Origin of the sequence: Nocardiopsis sp. TSRI0078 (genome assembly GCF_001905145.1) — a bacterium.
Lineage (GTDB): Bacteria > Actinomycetota > Actinomycetes > Streptosporangiales > Streptosporangiaceae > Nocardiopsis.
In genome coordinates this window covers 201,096-219,569 of record NZ_LWLB01000035.1, presented here as the reverse complement: position 1 = coordinate 219,569, position 18,474 = coordinate 201,096, and the positions used below count along the sequence as shown (strand labels likewise).

The following is an 18,474-nucleotide window of genomic DNA, read 5'->3' as shown; positions in this document are numbered from 1 at the left end:
CGGCCCCCGGACCGAAGAGGGGGCCGCCCTTGGCGGTGTCGTCCGGCCGATGCCGGCCGGACCGGGGCGACGTCAGGCGGCGCCCCGGGAGGGCACCGCTAGCCGCACGACCCCGAGGAGCAGCAGCTGCTGGAGCCGCAGCACGAGGTGGAGGTGCAGCTGCTGGAGCCGCTGGTGGCGCCCGTCTCGGGGACCGCGACGGCCTCGCGGACGCTCATGACCTCCATGTCGTTGAAGTCGAGGTCGGGGAGGTCGATCACGGGGGAGTCCTGCATAGCCATCAAGCACCTTCTTCTGAGGCTGGTTTTCAGGGGATGTACATGCCTTGGTTCAGGCACGCCGAAACAGTTCATGCCTTGACCCGTTGTCTCGGCATGAATTGTCGGATCAGGGGTTTGGGGGACGTTGGTACCGGGAACGATAACCGGTCGGCTCAGCCGCAGGAGCCGCCTGAGCAGCAGCTGCTGGAGCCGCAGCACGAGGTGGAGGTGCAGCTGCTGGAGCCGCTGGTGGCGCCCGTCTCGGGGACCGCGACGGCCTCGCGGACGCTCATGACCTCCATGTTGTCGAAGTCCAGCTCCGGCAGGTCGATGTCGGGTGCTGTCGAATGGGGCATAGTTGCCTCTTCGTTAGTTCGTTTGTGCCTGATCCCCCGGGCTGAAAGAAAATAACATGCGGCGGGCGAGGTAGATAGGGGTTGTATTGATCATTTCCTCAGGTGTGGTCGCCAGTTATACCCCCCGTAACAAGGAGGCCGCCGCCACGCTTTCCGGGCCCCGGTGCCGGGCGGAATGGGTACCCGGGATTATCCCCTGGCAAAGTGGAGAATTCGTGTTGCGAATCGAATACTCTCCGTTCTCGCCGACGGGCGGGTTTTCCCGCCGTGCGGCCGGGGCGAGGCGCCGGTCCCGCACGCATGGTCGGCGGACGGGGCCGGGTCAAAAGTCGGGGGAGGCCTCCGGGGGCGCCGTCGAGGGGCCGCCGCCCGAGCGGATGCGCCGTACGTGGACCAGCCGGGTGAGCCGGATGAGGGGGCGGGCCAGCAGCTCGACGCTGCCGATCAGGAAGCACCACGTTCCTGCGGTCGTCCAGGACTCGGAGAAGAACATGACGCTGCCCGCGATGAACCACAGCGCGATCAGGGTGTCGTTCACGATGCTCAGCGCTTCGTACCGGCGTCGGACGAGCAGCTCGTCGTGGCCCACACGCAGGACGAGTGAGCGTTCGGACCCGGACTCCGGCATACCCGGTTCCCTCCCCTTCCCCGGGCCCTCAGTCCCCGGCCAGGTCGGCCAGGACCGACGCGGCGAGATCGGCGGCGACCAGCCCGGCCACACCCGCTCCCACGACGGCGGCGTCACAGCTCCTCGGCAGATCGTCCACCCGGCCCAGCCTAGGCCGGTGGCCCGGCGCGGCCCCGGACGCGGACCGGCGAGCCGCCGGAAGGGGCACCCGAGACGGCCCCGGGAGCGTGACCGCACGACCGCCGGTGACCGGTCCGCCCGCCGCGCGCTCATATCCTCGGAAGGCGAACGACCACCGACGAAGGCCACCGGCCTGGAGAGCGACGACGCGATGCTGGAGATGCTGCCCGGACTCGTCCGGATCTACGAGGAGTGGGCGGAGCGGTATCCCGACGTGCAGCCGCTGACGATCCAGTTCGCGGTGGACGGGAAGCAGGGCGAGGGCCTCGACGGGGTGCTCGCCTACCCCCTCGACGGCCACTGGCTGCTGGTCACCTTCGGCCTGACCGAGCTCGGCGAGAAGACCAGCGAGGAACCCCGGGTCTCCGGCGCGGGCTTCGAGTTCACCTGCCGGATCCCGCGCGGGGAGGGGGACGAGGCCGTCCCCGCCTGGATCCTGCGCGTCCTGCACGCCCTGGCCGACCACTTCCTCTCGGGCAGCGACCTGGACGTCGGCCACTGGGTCATCACCCCGTCCCCGCTCGGCGGCGAGCCCGCCAACGGCGACATGACCTCCCTCGTCATCGTCCCCGACGTCGAGATCCGCGCCATGGACACCCCCAACGGGATCGTCCTCTTCCACCAGGTCGTCGGCCTGACGTCCGGTGAGGGCGCCGACGTCCAGGAGGCCCGGACCGCCGCCCCGCTCGTCGCCCTCCTGCGCGACCGCGACCCGAAGCTGCTCACCGACCCGGGCAGGGAGCCCGTCCGGCTGGACCGGTAGCCGCGGAGCCCGAGCCCCGTGAAGCCGCGTCCCGCGTTCGGGCCCGGGACGCGGGCCTCCCCGCCGGTGCCCGGGCGCGTGGGTCGTTCCACTCCGACCCGGCCCCTCGTCCCCCGTGCGAGCTACGCGCAGGTGTCCACCGCGGGGTGACGACTCCGACCCTTCCGGATCCGTAGTGTTCGACGCAGCCGCGGCGCTCCGTCCGCGGATCCGGCAAAGGAGTTCTCGTGAGACTGGTGTGGCAGTTCTTGGCCGTTGCGGTGGTCGCTCTCATCGGAGGTCAGAGCCTCGCCGCGGTGCAGGGAAACCTGTGGCTCACACTCGCCATCGGTGTTCTGACGGCCGTGCTCTCGGTGCTCGTCTACGGGTGGGTGGTACGCCGGACCGAGCGCCGCGAGGTCACGGAGATCGCCCGGAAAGGCGTCGTGTCCGCGACCGGTCTGGGGACGCTGATCGGCGTCGCGCTGTTCGGGCTCGTCATCGCGAACATCGCCTTCCTCGGGTTCTACGAGGTCAACGGCCTGGGCTCGGTGACGGGCGCGGTGGGGCTGCTCGGCTTCATGGCCGCGGTCGCGGTGAGCGAGGAACTCATGTGGCGCGGCGTCCTGTTCCGGATCGTCGAGGAGTGGACCGGGACGTGGATCGCGCTGGTGCTGACCGGTGTGCTGTTCGGCCTGGCGCACCTGCTCAACCCGCACGCCAGCATGTGGGGCGCCATCGCCATCGCGATCGAGGCCGGCGGCATGCTCACCGCCGCCTACGTCGCCACCCGCAACCTGTGGCTGCCGATCGGCCTGCACTTCGGCTGGAACCTCGCCGGGTCCGCCATCTTCAGCACCGATGTCTCGGGCAACAACACTCCCCAGGGACTGCTGGACACCGCGTTGTCGGGCCCGATGCTGATCACCGGCGGCGACTTCGGGCCGGAGGGAAGCCTGTACTCGGTCCTGTTCTGCACGCTGGCGACGATCGTGCTCCTGTGGACGGCCCACCGGCGCGGCCGTCTGGTGCCCCTCCGCCGGCGTGCGGAAGGGACCGGCGCCACCACTACACTTTCCCGGTGATCGATCCACGCTGGCTCCGCGACCGGTGGCACGGGTTGGACGTGACGGTCCGGGACCTCCCGTTCGGGCTGCTGCTCCTCGCCACGTCGTTCGTGCCGGCGTGGCACGGCTACGGGACGCAGATCGGCGGTGTGGCGGACCGCCCCTTCGACGCGCTGGCCGTCGTGGTGGTCGCCCTCCAGAGCCTTCCGCTGGCCGGGCGCCGGCGGTGGCCGGTCCTCTGCCTCGCCCTGGTGTCCCTGGGCTTCGTCATCGACCAGCTCAGCGGCTACCACACGGTCGCGGGTGCCGGGTTGGCCGTCGCGGTGCTGAGCGCGGGAGCCCACCTGGAGCGGTACCGGCGCGTCACCGCGCTCCTGCTGTCCGCGGCCTACGTGCCCCTGGCCGTCGTGCTCTTCCGGATCGGTACGGGTGAACCGCCGGTGGAGTTCGCGACGTTCTACCTGGCCCTGGTCTTCTTCTGGGGTATCGGGGCGTGGCTGCGCTCCACCCGGGCCGTGGAGGCCGAACGCCGCCGCCGGGTCGCCGAGGACACCCGAGCCGCCGAACGCGCCCGCATCGCGCGCGAACTCCACGACGTCGTGACCCACCACGTGACGGCGATGGTGGTGCAGGCCGAGGCGGCACGTTACCTGACCGCCGTGCCCGACCGGCTCGACCAGACCCTGACCGCCGTCACCGACACCGGCCGACGGGCCATCACCGACCTGCGGCACCTGCTCGACCTGCTCAACCCCGACCACGGCACCGGGGCCGGGACGCCGCCTGTCGGCAGACTGCTCACCCTCGTGGAGCAGACGCGCCGGGCCGGTCAGCCGGTGGAGTTCACCGAGGAGGGCACCCCGGCGGAGTCGAGCGGCAGCGCCGACCTCGTGGCCCACCGGGTCGTGCAGGAGGCCCTGACGAACGCCCTCAAGTACGCCCACGGCAGCCGCACCTCGGTCCAGGTGTGCCACGGGGCGAGGGAGATCACCGTGGAGGTCGGCACGGAGGGTACCGGCACGCGGGCCGGGTTCCCGAACGGGAGCGGGCGCGGCCTCGCCGGTCTGCGCGAACGGGTCGACGTCCTGGGCGGCGACTTCAGCGCTGGTCGGCGGACGGACGGCGGCTTCGTCGTGCGGGCGCGCATACCCGCGGGGAGCCCGTCGTGACCGCGCCGGTCCGGGTCCTGGTCTGCGACGACCAGGTGCTGATCCGCACGGGGCTGACGACGATCATCGACGCCCAGCCCGACCTGGAGGTGGTGGGCGAGTGCGGGGACGGGCAGGCCGCTGTCGACCTCGCCGGCCGTCTGCGCCCGGACGTCGTGGTGATGGACGTGCGCATGCCGGTGCTCGACGGCATCGAGGCCACCCGCCTGCTGGCCGGTGCCGGGGTGCCGCGTCCCGTCAAGGTGCTCGTGGTGACGACGTTCAACCTGGACGAGTACGTCTACGAGGCGCTGCGCGCGGGGGCGAGCGGGTTCCTGCTCAAGGATGCTCCGTCTCCCCAGCTGCTGCACGGGATCCGTACCGTGGCCACGGGCGCGGCACTGCTGGACCCCGAGGTGACCCGCCAGCTCGTGGGAAGGTACGCCGCCCGGATCCGGCCCGCGGAGGGCGGCCCGAAGGACATCCCGCTGACCCCCCGCGAACTGGAGGTCCTCCGCCTCATCGCGGACGGCCTCTCCAACAGGGAGATCGCGGCGACCCTCCTGATAAGCCAGGAGACCGTCAAGACCTTCGTGTCACGCATCCTCGCCAAACTCGCACTCCGCGACCGCGTCCAGGCGGTCGTCTACGCCTACCGCCACGGCCTGGTGACCTGACGCGCCGTGCGGACGGCGGCGGAGCGCCGGGACCGTGGTCGGGGGTACGCGTCGCCGGAGAACACCCGTCCCCCCGGTCACACGGGCGGGCCGCCACCTCCGGACGGTTTCCGGGGTGGCGGCCCGTGGGGTCCCGTGGCCGATCCGCCCGGCTACCGCTCGGAGCTCCGCCCGATCGCGGTGCCGATCTCGCCCACCCGGTCGGCGAGCAGGCCCACCGCGCCGATGGCCCTGGTCATCGGGTCGTCGTCGGCGCCGCCCAGTGCCCGGCCCCGGCGGAAGGCCTCCTTGACCTCCGTCCAGCGGGCCTCCTGCTCGGGCGTCATCACCCCGCGCAGCTCCGCGAGCTTGAGCAGGTTCGCCTCCGCGCCCGACGTCAGGGTCTGCGCCTCGCCCAGGTAGTGGTCGTCGATCGCGGCCTCCACCTCGGCGTCGTTCATGACCGGCACGATCCTCTCCGCCAGCCGGTTCATGTTCCGGTACGAGCCCTGGAGCTGGAACGGCGGCTCGGTGCGCGCGTCCTCCGACTGCGCGGCCGAGGCGATGTAGGCCTGGTTGTTGGCCAGCACCACTTCCTGCACCCGCAGCAGCTTGCGCAGCACCGACACGATCCGGTCCACCTCGGTCGCCGAGTACGGGTGGCTGAGCTGGTCGGCGCCCACCGAGTCGTCGCCCCGCGCCATCCGCACGAACCGGTACACGTCCTCCCGGTCCCGGGTGGACAGCGGCGCCAGGGTCGGGTTGGAGGTGAGCGCGTTCTCGACGTAGCTCAGCGCGAACAGCTCCTCCCGGCCCGACAGCACGTCGCCCAGGTTGTACACGTCGGCGCGGTTGGCCAGCATGTCCGGGATCCGGAACCGCTTGCCCTGCTCGGTGTAGGGGTTGCCGGCCATGCACACCGCGAACCGCTTGCCCCGCAGGTCGTAGGTCCGGGTCCGCCCGTTCCACACGCCCTCCATGCGGCGCTGCCCGTCGCACAGCGAGATGAACTTCTGCAGCAGTTCGGGGTTCGTGTGCTGGATGTCGTCCAGGTACAGCATCGTGTTGCCGCCCATCTCCAGCGCGAAGGAGATCTTCTCGACCTCCTGGCGGGAGGTGGCGTCCGGTGCGTCGTCCGGGTCCAGCGAGGTCACCGCGTGCCCCAGAGCGGGCCCGTTGACCTTCACGAACACCAGCCCCAGACGGCTGGCCACGTACTCCATGAGCGTGGTCTTGCCGTACCCGGGCGGGGAGATGAGCAGCAGCAGGCCGCTCTGGTCGGTGCGCTTGCCGTCCCCGGCTGCGCCCAGCTGCTTGGCCAGGTTGTCGCCGATCAGGGGCAGGTACGCCTCGTCCAGCAGCCTGTTGCGGACGAACCCGCTCATCACCTTCGGCCGGTACTCCTCCAGCCGCAGGCGCTCGCGCTCGGCCGCCACCAGTTCGTTGCGGCGCCGCTGGAAGTCCCGGTAGGCGGGCACCTCCTCCAGCCGGAACCGCCGGGTGCGCGGCAGGAACTCGTCCAGCCGCACCTCCAGCGACCGCTCGCGCACGCGCGGGTGGGAGCCCAGCAGCCCGTCCACGCGCTCGTACACGGACGCCGACGACTCGTACCGGTCCACAGCGGCCAGCCCGATCGCGGCGGCCTCGGCCAGGTCGCCCGGGTCCACCTCCTCCTGGGTGGCCGCGAACGCCTCCAGCCACGCCGCCACCAGCTGGTGCCGCGCCGCCAGGTCGCCGTCGAGCTCGCGCAGGTCCTCCTCGAAGGCCTTGCGCGTGGTCTCCCGCGCGCTGCCCAGGGCCCGGTGGAACCGGTCCAGCAGCAGGCGGGCGCCCGCGCCGGACACGAACCCCCGCTCGCCGGGCGCGTCCGAGGCGATCTCCTCGAACAGGTACTCGCCCACCAGGTCCAGGTCGGCCTCCTGGTGCAGCCCGGTTTCGGTCAGGAAGCCGTCCACACCGGCCGCCAGCTCGGCGCGCAGCCCGTCGATCGCCGCCGACCTGCGCACCCCGAACACCTCGCGGGCCCGGACCAGCGAGCCCGCCCGGGTCCGCCAGGCCGAACGCCGCTCCGCGGTGGTACCGAACGCCCAGAACAGCTGCGCCGCCGCACGCGCCGCGCCCGGGTACCGCAGCAGCCCGGCACCAGCGCGCAGCCGCAGCAGAGCCGACAGGATCCGCGCGGCGTCGTGGTCGTGCACGCCCCGCTCGTACCCCTCGTCGTACCGGGCCCCGGCGATGTCGCGCACCAGGGCGTGCAGCGACGAACCGTTCTCGGCGTGCACCTCGGCCTCGCGCAGCCGCTCCAGCGACAGCCCGTCCGCGCCCTCCTCGGCCGCGGCCAGTACCGACGCGGCCAGGTACTCGGCCCGGTACACCTCCGGGCTCTCCGACACCAGCACCCGGTCCCACAGGTGCCGGGTCCGCCCGAACTCCCCGTCGGTGACCGGTGCGCGGAAGTCGGTGCCGGTGACCGCCACCGACATCTCCCCGCCGTGCGGGGTGAGGGTCAGGTCGATCGGCTGGGTGTTCACCGCGAACCGGTGCCTGCCCAGGCGGATCGTCTCGCCGCCCGCGCCGTCCTCGAACAGGTCGGCGCGGTCCCGCAGGGCCCGTCCCGCCTCCTGCCGGGCGGCCAGGACCTGCCCGTCCAGCTCCTCGGCGCGCACGGTGTCGCCGAGCTCGCGCATCTCCTCGGCGGTGCGGCGCAGCCGCGCCACCATCGCGTCCGACGCGAAGTAGGTGTTGACGTCCTCCAGCGTGTCCAGCTTCGCGACCCGCCGGTGCACGCCCTCCAGGACGCGGGCGGCCGACGACGCCAGGCGGTCGGCCCGCCGCGACCGCTCGTCCACCAGTGCCTGCTTGCGCGTGGAGAAGGCCTCGTACACGTCCTCGCGCTTGTCCGCCAGCTCCCCGAGGAAGTCGTCGAACTCGGCGAACCGCGACTCCAGGTTCTCCAGCTGGAGCATGACGCGCCCCAGCTGCTCGTCGCACCGGTCCGGGGTGTCGGCGGCGGCCAGCGCGCCCGTGACCGCCTGCCCCAGCAGGGCGAACTCGGCCGCGAACTCCGCCCGGCCCTCCAGGGCCAGCAGCTCCTTGCGCCGTGCCTCCAGCGTGGCGCGTGCCCGGTTGATCCCGGCCAGCACCTCGCTGACCCGCTCCAGGATGCGCGTGCGCACCTGGGCGTCGCCGATGTCCAGGGACCCGACGACCTCGGTGACCACCTGCAGGCCCTCGGTCTGCTCGGCGATCCGCTCGCCGACGGCCGTCGCCGCGCTGACCGCGTCGATGCCCTCGGCGTCCGCGACCAGCCGGTCCACCTCGTCGTGGTAGCCGGTGAAGGCCTCGTCCTGCTCCAGGAAGGCCACCGTGCGGCGGCCGGTCGCGGCGATCTCCTCACCGAGTCTGCCGTCCAGGTCGTCCAGGCGGCCGGTGTCCACGTAGCGCATCTCGCGCAGCGTGGCCGCCTGCCCCTGGGCGCGGCGCAGCCCGGTCAGCCGCGACACCCAGCCCTCCGCCGACCGCGGCGCCTCCCCGCGGGCCGTCCGGATGAGCGCGACCACCCTCTCCTCGGTCTCCGCCAGGGTGTCGGCGGCCTGCCGGGTCAGGGACTGGACGGTCTCGAACTCCTCCAGGACCCGTGCGGCGGTGGCCCGCACCTCCGACAGGGGAGCCGCCAGGTCGCCCAGCTCCTCCTCGCCTAGCCAGTGGAAGCGGTTGCACACCCGGCGGCAGGCGGAGATGATCGCCTCGAACACCTCGGTGGACGGCCGCATGTCCTCGGCCATCCGCGCCACGGACAGGCACTCGGAGACGCCCCGCACCAGCTCGGCGTTGCCGATCCGCTCCAGCGGTCCGGTCCCCGCCGGCTGCGCCGCCGCGTACACGTCCGACACGTAGGGGGTCCGCCACACCTGCATCGGGTGCACCCGGGCCGGCTCGCCCGAGTTGTCGCGGAACACCGTCATGGTGCCGTCGTCGAACAGCGAGTACCCGTGGCAGACGATCGGGGTGGCGACCTCCTTGCGGATGGTGTTGTACGGCAGCAGCAGGCTGCGGCCGTCCGCGCGGGAGTGGAAGACGTACAGGACGTCCTCGCCGTTGGGCGAGCGCACCACGCGCTCGAACTCCAGGTCGGTGACGTCGGTGTCGAAGGTCCGCGCCGTCCCGGTGGCCAGGTAGTAGCCGCCGGGGAAGATCAGCCCCTGGTCGTCGGGCAGCCGCTGGCAGGACTGGCCGACGCCGTCGAGGCGCTCGACCTCCTTGGTCCGCGTGTTGAAGACCAGGTGCCGCCATGCGGTCTCGTTGTAGGGCCGTACGCGCAACAGGATGAGCGCGCCCACCCGCGCGTAGTGCACCGACGCGTCGGCCAGGCTCTGCAGCGGCTCGTCCACGGGTTCGCTGTAGACGCCCTCGCCGACCTCGGTGTTGTTCTCGACCTTGATGGTGAGGTCGCCGCCCAGCGTCTCCACGAACAGCTCGTCGAGGACCGAGATGTGCGGGTGGCGGCCCGACACGTGGTCCTCGCGGGTGGTCTCCACCCACGTGAAGTCGTGGGACGGGGGGAACACGTGGTCGCGTTCGCCGCGGGCGTCGAGGTAGGCGATCTCGCCCGAGGGCGCGACCGACCACCGCAGCACCCGCACGTCCTCGGTGCTCGGGCCGGTCTGGAACACGGCCAGCAGCCGGTCCTCGACGCGGCGCAGCTGCAGCAGGTGCGCGTCGCGGTAGTAGCGGTAGAGCTGGCCGAAATCCTGCTGGAACCGCTCGTCGGAGAGCAGTCCGGGGAGGGCGTCTCCCGGTGCGTCGGCGAAGGAGAAGCCCTCGCCGTCGTACTTGTACCGGTGCAGTGAGAACACGTCGGGGACGTGGGTCTCGCGCTGCATGCCGATGAAGACGTTGTAGCCGAACAGGATCATCGCGCCGTCGGCGCCGGCCCCGACGGAACGCCCCACGCTCACGATGTCCCGGGGCACACAGTTGTGCTCGGTGCGGATGCGCTCGGTGCCGAGCAGGGACAGCTCGGTGCCTCCGAACACCTCCAGTCGGCGCGCGTTCAGTTCCTCGGTCCGCCGGGCCAGCTCGCCGGTCTGCTCACGCAGCCGGGCGCGGAGCACCTCGTAGGTGCCCGCGTCCAGCGACCGCGCGTCGTCGGCGTCCGGCCCGGTGCCTTCGGTCTCCTGGGACAGGGCCTCGGTCACGGAGGGCTACCTCACTGCTTCGCGTGGGCGAGTGCGGTCGCGGGCAGTGTGTCCACGCCCAGGGAACGGGCGGTGCCGAGCAGGCCGTCCAGCTTGTCGGCCTGCGGGCCGCCCGCGCTGATGAGCTTGAGCAGCAGCGCGGAGACGGTGAGGTTCTTGACGTCCTCGGTGTCCACCGACTCCAGCACCCGGCGCATGTCCTCGGCGAAGCCGCCCTCGCCGTTGAGCCAGTTGCCGCCCAGCGCCTGCACGGTCTGGGAGCTGCCGACGAAGCCGTCCACGGCCTTGCCCAGCCCGATGGAGCCCACCATGCGGTCGAAGAAGGCGCCGTCGCCGCCGACGATGTTGATGTCGGCGTTCTCCAGCCCCGTGGCCAGCACGGTGGCCTGGGCCTCGGCGACCTGGCGGTGCACGTCGATCCCGGCCAGGCGGACCTCCTTGTCGGCCTCCAGTCGCAGGCGGTACTCCTCGTGCTCGCGGCTGACCTGGTCCAGGGCGGACATGGCCTCGGCCTTGTCGGTGAGGCCGGCGGCCTCGGCGCGCAGCCTCTGCTCGACGGCATCGGCCTCGACCCGGGCCTTCTCGCGGGCCACGGCGGCCTCGGCGCGGCCGACCTTCTCGATGGCGTCGGCGTCCTGCTGGCGTACCTGGACCTCGGCCAGACCGGCCGCGGCGGCCTCGGCCTGCAGGCCCTCGGCCAGGCGGATCTTGGCGCGGGTGTCCAGCTCGGCGGCCTGCTGGCGGGCCTCGGCCAGGGTGAGCTCCTCGGCCGCCCGGTGCTTGGCGGCGGCCTCGGCGGCCTCGGCGGCCTTGATGTCCTTGACCAGGTTCTCCTGGGCCTCGGCCTCGGCGTGGATGATGACGGCCTGCCGCTGGCGCTCGGCCTCCTCGACGGCGCGCAGCTTCTTGATGGCCTCCTCCTGCTCGGCCACCGTGCGGTCGACGGCCACGCGCTCGCGGACGACGTCGGCGACCTCGCGCTTCTCGGCCTCGACCTCCTTGTCCTTGGCGATGCGGCTCAGCTCGGTCTCGCGCTCGCGTCCGATGACCTCCAGGAGGCGGTCCTTCTCGATGCGCTCGCTCTCGATGGCGATGACGCGCTCGCGGTTCTTCTCGGCGACCGCGATCTCGCGCTGCTGGTTCTGGTGCTGGACGCCCAGCGCCTCGGAGGTGCGGATGTTGGCGGTCTCGGCCTTGAGGCGCTCCTCGGCCTGCACCCGGGCGGTCTCGGCCTCCTCGCGGGCGCGGATGATCCCGATCTCGCGCTTGGCCTTGGCGGCGGCCTCCTCGCGGCGCTTCTCCAGCTCGGCGAGGGTCTCGGCGGTCTCGGTGTTCTGCCGGTCGAGTTCCTTCTTGCGGTCGTTCTCGAACTCGTTGGTGCGCTTGTGCTCCTTGGCGGTGCGCTCCGTGATCTTCGAGATGCCCTGCGCGTCGAGGATGTTGTTGGCGTCGTGCTGGTGCAGCGGGGTCTGCTCCAGCTCGTCGATGGCCACGTCCTCCAGGATGTAGCCGTTGAGGTCGGTGCCGATCAGGGAGATGATCGCCTGGCGGAACTCCTCGCGCTGGGTGAACAGCTCCTCGAAGTCGAACTGCTTGCCGACGGTCTTGAGCGCCTCGGAGAACTTGGAGTTGAACAGCTCCTGGAGGGTGTCCTGGTCGCTGGCCCGCTCGGTGCCGATCGCCTTGGCGACCTTCTTGACGTCCTCGGCGGTCTCGTTGACCCGGACGTAGAAGTACACCTTGATGTCCGCGCGGATGTTGTCCTTGCAGGTCAGTCCGTCGCGTCCGCCGCGTTCGAGCGTCAGGCTCTTGAGCGAGATGTCCATGACCTCGGCCTTGTGCAGGACCGGGAGGACGATCGCGCCCGTGAAGGTGACGTGCACGTCGCGGATCTTGGAGATGATCAGCGCCTTGCCCTGCTCGACCTTGCGGAAGAGCCGGGTGACCATCAGGAGGAGGGCGATGAGGACGAGGACGCCGACGGCGATGGCGACGCCCACGGTCAGGAAGGCCGCGTTCGCCGCCTCCTGACCGTTCGTGGTGGCACTCAGCAACACGTAGGGGTCTCTTTCTGCGAGTGACGTGCTTAAGAGGGGGAGAGCGTCGCTGGAGGGGCGCTCGGAGGATGTGACGCGGTACGGGCGGGAACGGTTCCGCGCCGTGCTCCGGCGCCGTGCGGGGACGGGCCGGGCCGCGTCCCGGGACGTGCCGGGCAGTGGTCCGTGTGCCCCGGTCAGGGCGCCTCGCGCCGGGGCCTCGGTACGGCGGGGGAGCGCCGCGGAGCGCGGCTCAGCCCTGGCCGGGGTCCAGCGCCGCGTCGAAGTGGGTGACGAGGAAGACGTCGTCCTCGGAGCTGTGCTCGAAGATCAGGGCGGTGCTGCCGACCGGCAGGACCTCGCCGCCGGTGGTGCGCACCGGGATGGAGATCGCCGCGCCGCCCGCGGTGGTGATCTCGGCCTGGCCGAAGCCCTCGCTCGCCTCGCCGATGCGGATCGTGCAGGTGCGCCCGACCAGTTCGTGCTTGGAGTCACCGCGCCGCTTGGGCAGGAACCGCTGCACCGACATGACCAGGCCGCTGGTGACCGCCCACGCGGCCACGACCGCGATCAGCAGGACCACGGCGCCCAGGGCGATGAGGAGGGGGGTGGAGGTGGTCCCCAGAAGGCTGGTCACGATACTCCCCAACATGCTCACGAACCAGGCGACGCAGACCAGCATGCTCAGCGCCACGGTGACCGGGACCCGGCCGAGCCCCACACGACTCATGAGGGCGCTCAGGCCCGCGGCGTCACCGGAGTCGTCCACGCTGTCGAGCACCTCGGAGTCGGTGGCGCCGACCACGGCGAACACCCAGTAGAGGGCGACGACGATCAGCAGCGGCGTGAACAGCACCGTGGGGAAACCGAAGGCCGTACTCAGGAAAAGCCCCACCTGTGTACTCCTTCGCGCCCGTGGTGTCCCGGTGCCCGACCCGGTACGCCGGTCCGGGTGGAACCGTGCCGGAACTCTACCGAACCCCTGTGCGCGGGAGGCGGGAGGGTGACCCGCTGGCCGTTTGTGGCCAAGGGGCCGAACGCGGAGGGGCCCGTCCGGCGGACGGCTGCCGGGCGGGCGGGGCCGGCCCGGGGAGGCGCCATCGCGGTCGGCTCGGCTCCCGGCGGTGCGTATTGCCTGTTCAGAGCCTCGTAGGGGAAGTGTTCGGGTCCGCCGAAAAATCCCTGGGAAAAGTTCGGGGGAGGTGTCGATCCGGCGCGGGGCCGTTCGACGTGTGGATGAGAGCGGGGGATCGGAGCCCCCACGCCGCACGAAGGGAACACGCCATGCGCTACCTGATGTCGATCATGTCCAGCCCGGAGATCGAGGCGGTCCACTACGAGCCCGGCCCGGAGGTCTTCGAGGCGATGGCGGCCTACAACGAGGAGATGGTCAAGGCCGGGGTCCTGCTCGCTGGTGACGGCCTGGCCCCCGCCTCCGAGGCGACCCGGGTCACCTTCAGCAACGGCAGGGCGAACGTGACCGACGGCCCGTTCGCGGAGGCCAAGGAGTTCATCGCCGGGTACTGGGTCATCCAGGTGTCCTCGCACGCGGAGGCCGTGGAGTGGGCCAAGCGCTGCCCGCACCCGCCGGAGGGAGACGACACCGAGACGCACCTGGTGCTGCGGCGCATCCTCGACACCGATGACTTCGGCGACGAGATGCCCGAGCACCTGAAGGAGCGCGAGCGCGAGCTGCGCGCCGAGGGATACGCGCACGGGAGCTGACCGTGCCCGCGCCGGTGCGGCCCGCGGTCCTCTGAGGCGTCCGCGGACCGCACCGGCGGCGCCGCGAGGTGTCGGCGGCGTGGACCCGGCTCCGCCCTGCTTGCGACGGGCGACCCGCGGTGCTGAGATGGCCTCGTGAGCCACACTGACGCCACGCGCGCGGTCGAGGCGGTCTGGCGCATCGAGTCGGCCCGCCTCGTCGGTGCGCTCACCCGCATGGTCGGAGACGTCGGCCTCGCCGAGGAGTTCGCCCAGGACGCCCTGGTCGGCGCTTTGGAGAAGTGGCCCGTCGAGGGCGTGCCCGACAACCCCGGCGCCTGGCTGACCACCGTCGCCAAGCGCCGCGTGCTCGACCGCTGGCGCCGCGACGAGCGCTTCCAGCGGCGCATGGCCGACCTCGGCCGCGAGATCGCCGAGCGCGACGGGCAGGCCGAGTTCGACGCGGTCCTGGAGGAGGACTTCGGCGACGACCTCCTCAAGCTGATGTTCGTGTGCTGCCACCCGGTGCTGTCCACCGAGGCCCGTGTCGCGCTGACCCTGCGCCTGCTCGGCGGTCTCACCACCGACGAGATCGCCCGCGCGTTCCTGGTGCCCGAGCCGACCGTCGCCCAGCGCATCGTGCGCGCCAAGCGCACCCTCTCCAGGAGGAGGGTGCCCTTCGAGGTCCCCGTCGGCGAGGACCGCGACGCCCGGCTGGCCTCCGTCCTGGAGGTCGTCTACCTGGTGTTCAACGAGGGCTACACGGCCACGTCGGGCACGGACTGGATGCGCCCGGAGCTGTGCGAGGAGGCCATGCGCCTGGGCAGGGTGCTCGCCGGACTGCTGCCCAAGGAGCGCGAGGTGCACGGGCTGGTGGCGCTGATGGAGCTGCACGCCTCCCGGTTCCGGGCCCGCCTCGGCCCCGACGGGGAACCCGTCGCCCTCGCCGACCAGGACCGCTCGCGCTGGGACAGGCTGCTCATCACCAGAGGGCTGGGGGCCCTGGCCAAGGCGCTTCCCTCCACCCGGGACGAACCCTGGGGGCCCTACGCGCTGCAGGCGGCCATCGCGGCCAAGCACGCCCAGGCGGCCACCCACGAGGACACCGACTGGGCGGGGATCGCCGGGCTGTACCTGTCGCTGGCCAGGGTCACGGGCTCGCCGGTGGTGGAGCTGAACCGGGCCGTGGCGGTGTCGATGGCCTTCGGCCCCGGTCCGGCGCTGGAGATCGTGGACGCGCTGCGGGACCAGCCCGGGATGGCCGACTACCACCTGCTGCCCGCCGTACGCGGCGACCTGCTCGTGCGGCTGGACCGCCGGGCCGAGGCCCGCGCGGAGTTCCACCGGGCGGCGGCCCTCACCCGCAACGAGCGCGAGCGCGTCCTGCTCGACGGCCGTGCGCGCGACTGCGGCCCCCACACGTGACCTGGCCGCATGTGGCCGTTTTCTGAGGGGTCGACGGCTTTTCCGGGGACGTTTTCCGGAGCCCGCATCCGTTTCCCTCCGGGGTCGGCACACCGAAAGTCATGTGCCTGTATGACGAAGGATGTGCGGGCCGCGGCACGTGCCGTTTTCCGGTCGGGCGCATCGTTTCCCTGAGGGGCCCCGGGCCTGTGCCGACTGGGCCTTATCCGCTGTTCGGTGTGGCCCGCAATCAACGAAAGTCATGGGTCGCGCGGTTCGGGTCCGGGCCTCGCGGAGGCCGTGGGGGCCGCCGCTTCCTTGTTAGCCTCCTTACGGCAGCGGAGACGGAAAAAGGGCCGGGACGGGGAGACGGGTATTCCCGCACGGTGGTTCTCCCTGCCATTCCCCTAGGAAAGCGTAGGAAATGTCAGCGATCGAGATAAGGGAAGTGTCGAAGGCGTTCCGCGGACACCAGGCGGTCGACCGGGTCTCCTTCACGGTGGAGCCGGGCACGGTCACCGGCTTCCTGGGACCCAACGGCGCGGGTAAGACCACCACCCTGCGGTGCCTGCTCGGCCTGGTCCGGCCGGACGGCGGAGAGGGACTGGTCAACGGCCGTTCCTACGCGAGCCTGCCCAACCCGCTGGCCGAGGTCGGCGCGGTGCTGGAGGCCACCAACCTGCACCCGGGCCGCACCGGCCGCAACCACCTGCGCGTCATGTGCGACGCCGCGGGCCTGCCGGTGTCCCGGGCCGAGGAGGTGCTCGCCGAGGTCGGGATCGCCGAGGCCGGGAACAAGCGGGTCGGCGGCTACTCGATGGGCATGCGCCAGCGCCTGTCCCTGGCCGGGGCCCTCCTGGGCGATCCCGGGGTGCTGATCCTGGACGAGCCCGCCAACGGACTGGACCCCGAGGGCATCGAGTGGCTGCGCAGGTTCCTGCGCCACCAGGCGCACGAGAAGGGCGTGGCGGTCCTCGTGTCCAGCCACGTCCTGGCCGAGGTCGAGCAGACCGTCGACGACGTCGTCATCATCGCGAGGGGCCGGCTGGTCCACCAGGGGACCCTCACCGAGGTCACCGGCGACGGAGAGAGCCTGCACGACGCCTTCCTCCGCCTCACCTCCGCGGGGACGGACCCCCACACGGTTGGAGACCCCAAGTGACCGCGCTCGTCAAGTCCGAACTCCGCAAGGTCCTCACCACCCGGCTGTGGTGGATCCTGCTCCTGGCCTCACTGGCCTGGGTGGCCCTGTCGCTGGGCGTCGTGGTCCTCGCCTCGGGGATGGGGGAGGGCCTCAGCCGCGACAGCACCGAGTACGCCGGGTCCGTCTGGCCCATGGGAGCCTCCGGGACCCTGTTCGTCATGGTCATCGGCATCATGATGGTGACCTCGGAATACCAGCACCGCACGATCAACGTCACCTTCCTGACCAGCCCCCGGCGCCTGCCCGTGGTCCTGTCCAAGGTCGTGGCCGCGTCCCTGGTCAGCCTCGTGTTCGGCGTGGTCGTCGTCGGGGTGTCCGCCCTCGTGGCGGGCGCCTCCATCCTGAGCGGCGGGGGAGAGCTGAACCTGGTCGACAACCAGGTGCCGCGCATCCTCGCCGGCTCCGTGGCCGCCTACGTCGTCTACGCCATGATCGGCGTGGGGCTCGGCGCCCTGATCCGCAACCAGGTCGCCGCGCTGGTGGTCAGCATCCTGTGGGTGTTCATGCTGGAGCCGATCCTGGTCGTCATCCCCCAGCTCCAGGACGTCGGCAAGTGGATGCCCGGCGGCGCGGTCTCCGCGCTCTACGACACGGGGATCGACTACGGCCTCGGCGCCGCGGACCTGCTCCCCGTGTGGGGCGCCGCCCTGGTCCTGGTGGGCTACGCCGCCGTGGCGGTCGCGCTGGCCTCGGTCACCACCCTCCGCCGCGACGTGGTCTGAGGGCGCGCGCCCCGCCGGCCGCGCGGTTCTGCCCTGGGCAGGAGACCCTGGCGCGCCGGCCCGCGAACCGCCAGACTGCCCGCCATGAGACTCCTGGTTCTGGGTGGCACCGAGTTCGTGGGGCGAGCCGTCGTGGAGGACGCGCTCGCCAGGGACTGGGACGTCACCGTCTTCCACCGCGGCAGGCACGCCGCGCCCTCCGGCACCACCGTCCTCCACGGGGACCGCACCGAGGAGGGCGGGCTCGGTGCCCTGGCGCCGGGCCGGTGGGACGCGGTCGTCGACACCTGGTCGGGCGCCCCGGCGGCGGTGGCCGCCTCCGCGCGGCTGCTCGCCGGCCGGGCCGGGCACTACGCCTACGTCTCCAGCCGGTCCGTCCACCCCTTCCCCGCCGAGGCGGGGCTGGACGAGGACGGACCGGTCGTGGACGGCGACCCCGAGGCGGGGGCCACGGACTACCCGCACGACAAGCGCGGGGGCGAGCTGGCGGCCGAGGCCGCCTTCGGCGACCGGGCGCTGTTCGTACGGGCCGGTCTCATCCTCGGCCCGTACGAGAACATCGGCCGCCTGCCCTGGTGGCTGGAGCGCGTCGCCCGGGGCGGCCCGGTCCTGGCACCCGGCCCGCGCGACCTGCCGCTGCAGTACGTGGACGCGCGCGACCTGGCCGCCTGGACCCTCGACGCGGTCGGGAAGGGGCTGGGCGGCCCCTACAACCTGGTGAGCCCGCCCGGGCACACCACCACCGGGGAGCTGCTGGAGGCCTGCGCGGCGGTCACCGGCTCCGACGCCGAACTGCGCTGGACCGACCCCGGAGCCGTCCTCGACGCGGGGATCCAGCCGTGGACCGAGCTGCCGATCTGGCTGCCGCCCGGCGAGCTGCACGAGACCCTGCACCAGGGCGACGTGTCCAAGGCGCTCGGGACGGGGCTGCGCTGCCGCCCCGTGGCCGAGACCGTCGCCGACACCTGGGCGTGGCTGCGGACGCTGGAGGGTGGAGCGCCCCAGCGCCCCGACCGCCCCCGGGTCGGCCTGGACCCGGAGACGGAGGCCCGCCTGCTCGGCGCCTGACGCGGATCCGGATCGCGGGAACCGCGCGGATGCGCCGGGACGGACGCGCCCAGGCGGTGCTCCGCCAGTGCCAGCGGAAGATGTGTAGCACAACGGGACAC

The 18,474-nt window shown here is 72.1% G+C and carries 15 protein-coding genes; 9 read left to right on the top strand and 6 right to left on the bottom strand.

The window, feature by feature from the left end; genetic code table 11:
• Window positions 1–98 precede the first annotated feature (98 nt).
• From A6A08_RS23960 to A6A08_RS23950, 3 genes are all read right to left on the bottom strand, one after another.
• Window positions 99–281: a thiazolylpeptide-type bacteriocin gene (locus A6A08_RS23960; protein ID WP_073704891.1), complete on the bottom strand. Its 183-nt coding sequence runs from the start codon at window positions 279–281 to the stop codon at window positions 99–101.
• 152 nt (window positions 282–433) lie between these two features.
• On the bottom strand, window positions 434–616 hold the full coding sequence (locus A6A08_RS23955) for a thiazolylpeptide-type bacteriocin (protein ID WP_073704890.1): 183 nt from the start codon (window positions 614–616) through the stop codon (window positions 434–436).
• Between the two features lie 322 nt (window positions 617–938).
• Window positions 939–1,244, bottom strand: coding sequence for a YrhK family protein (locus A6A08_RS23950; RefSeq protein WP_073704889.1), 306 nt, complete (start codon window positions 1,242–1,244; stop codon window positions 939–941).
• Window positions 1,245–1,575: 331 nt separating this feature from the next.
• On the opposite strand from A6A08_RS23950, the gene A6A08_RS23945 reads away from it, so the two are divergent.
• The 4 genes from A6A08_RS23945 (at window position 1,576) to A6A08_RS23930 (ending at window position 5,058) form a co-directional block, all read left to right on the top strand.
• Complete coding sequence (locus tag A6A08_RS23945) at window positions 1,576–2,187, top strand: suppressor of fused domain protein (protein ID WP_073704888.1); 612 nt, start codon at window positions 1,576–1,578, stop codon at window positions 2,185–2,187.
• A 227-nt stretch (window positions 2,188–2,414) separates the two neighbouring features.
• Window positions 2,415–3,251, top strand: a complete 837-nt coding sequence (locus tag A6A08_RS23940; RefSeq protein WP_073704887.1) for a CPBP family intramembrane glutamic endopeptidase — start codon at window positions 2,415–2,417, stop codon at window positions 3,249–3,251.
• Window positions 3,248–4,402 carry a sensor histidine kinase gene (locus tag A6A08_RS23935; RefSeq protein WP_083609251.1) on the top strand — a complete coding sequence of 385 codons (1,155 nt, stop codon included), beginning with the start codon at window positions 3,248–3,250 and terminating at the stop codon, window positions 4,400–4,402. The genes A6A08_RS23940 and A6A08_RS23935 overlap by 4 nt, the downstream gene beginning before the upstream one ends.
• The gene (locus tag A6A08_RS23930; protein ID WP_073704886.1) at window positions 4,399–5,058 is read left to right on the top strand and encodes a response regulator transcription factor; all 660 of its coding nucleotides are present in this window, start codon (window positions 4,399–4,401) and stop codon (window positions 5,056–5,058) included. Before A6A08_RS23935 ends, A6A08_RS23930 begins: the two co-directional genes overlap by 4 nt.
• Before the next feature lie 152 nt (window positions 5,059–5,210).
• Here the strand turns inward: A6A08_RS23930 and A6A08_RS23925 are convergent, their stop codons facing one another.
• The 3 genes from A6A08_RS23925 to A6A08_RS23915 all read right to left on the bottom strand — a co-directional run bounded on the left by A6A08_RS23925 (window position 5,211) and on the right by A6A08_RS23915 (window position 13,166).
• Window positions 5,211–10,235 carry a DNA repair ATPase gene (locus tag A6A08_RS23925; RefSeq protein WP_073704885.1) on the bottom strand — a complete coding sequence of 1,675 codons (5,025 nt, stop codon included), beginning with the start codon at window positions 10,233–10,235 and terminating at the stop codon, window positions 5,211–5,213.
• A gap of 11 nt (window positions 10,236–10,246) precedes the next feature.
• Window positions 10,247–12,292 (bottom strand): flotillin family protein, encoded by a 2,046-nt coding sequence (locus A6A08_RS23920; protein ID WP_073704884.1) that lies wholly within the window; start codon window positions 12,290–12,292, stop codon window positions 10,247–10,249.
• A gap of 232 nt (window positions 12,293–12,524) precedes the next feature.
• On the bottom strand, window positions 12,525–13,166 hold the full coding sequence (locus A6A08_RS23915; RefSeq protein ID WP_073704883.1) for an OB-fold-containig protein: 642 nt from the start codon (window positions 13,164–13,166) through the stop codon (window positions 12,525–12,527).
• A gap of 389 nt (window positions 13,167–13,555) precedes the next feature.
• Here A6A08_RS23915 and A6A08_RS23910 point away from each other — a divergent pair, with 389 nt between their 5' ends.
• The 5 genes from A6A08_RS23910 to A6A08_RS23890 all read left to right on the top strand — a co-directional run bounded on the left by A6A08_RS23910 (window position 13,556) and on the right by A6A08_RS23890 (window position 18,373).
• Window positions 13,556–13,996 carry a YciI family protein gene (locus A6A08_RS23910; protein ID WP_073704882.1) on the top strand — a complete coding sequence of 147 codons (441 nt, stop codon included), beginning with the start codon at window positions 13,556–13,558 and terminating at the stop codon, window positions 13,994–13,996.
• 135 nt (window positions 13,997–14,131) lie between these two features.
• Entirely contained in the window at window positions 14,132–15,400 is a 1,269-nt protein-coding gene (locus A6A08_RS23905; RefSeq protein WP_073704881.1) for an RNA polymerase sigma factor, read from the top strand.
• Between the two features lie 403 nt (window positions 15,401–15,803).
• A complete protein-coding gene (locus tag A6A08_RS23900; RefSeq protein ID WP_242422847.1) occupies window positions 15,804–16,541 on the top strand; it encodes an ABC transporter ATP-binding protein in 738 nt (245 codons plus the stop codon).
• Window positions 16,538–17,305 carry an ABC transporter permease gene (locus A6A08_RS23895; RefSeq protein WP_073704879.1) on the top strand — a complete coding sequence of 256 codons (768 nt, stop codon included), beginning with the start codon at window positions 16,538–16,540 and terminating at the stop codon, window positions 17,303–17,305. Before A6A08_RS23900 ends, A6A08_RS23895 begins: the two co-directional genes overlap by 4 nt.
• Window positions 17,306–17,389: 84 nt before the next feature.
• Window positions 17,390–18,373: an NAD-dependent epimerase/dehydratase family protein gene (locus A6A08_RS23890; RefSeq protein WP_073704878.1), complete on the top strand. Its 984-nt coding sequence runs from the start codon at window positions 17,390–17,392 to the stop codon at window positions 18,371–18,373.
• Window positions 18,374–18,474: the final 101 nt, after the last annotated feature.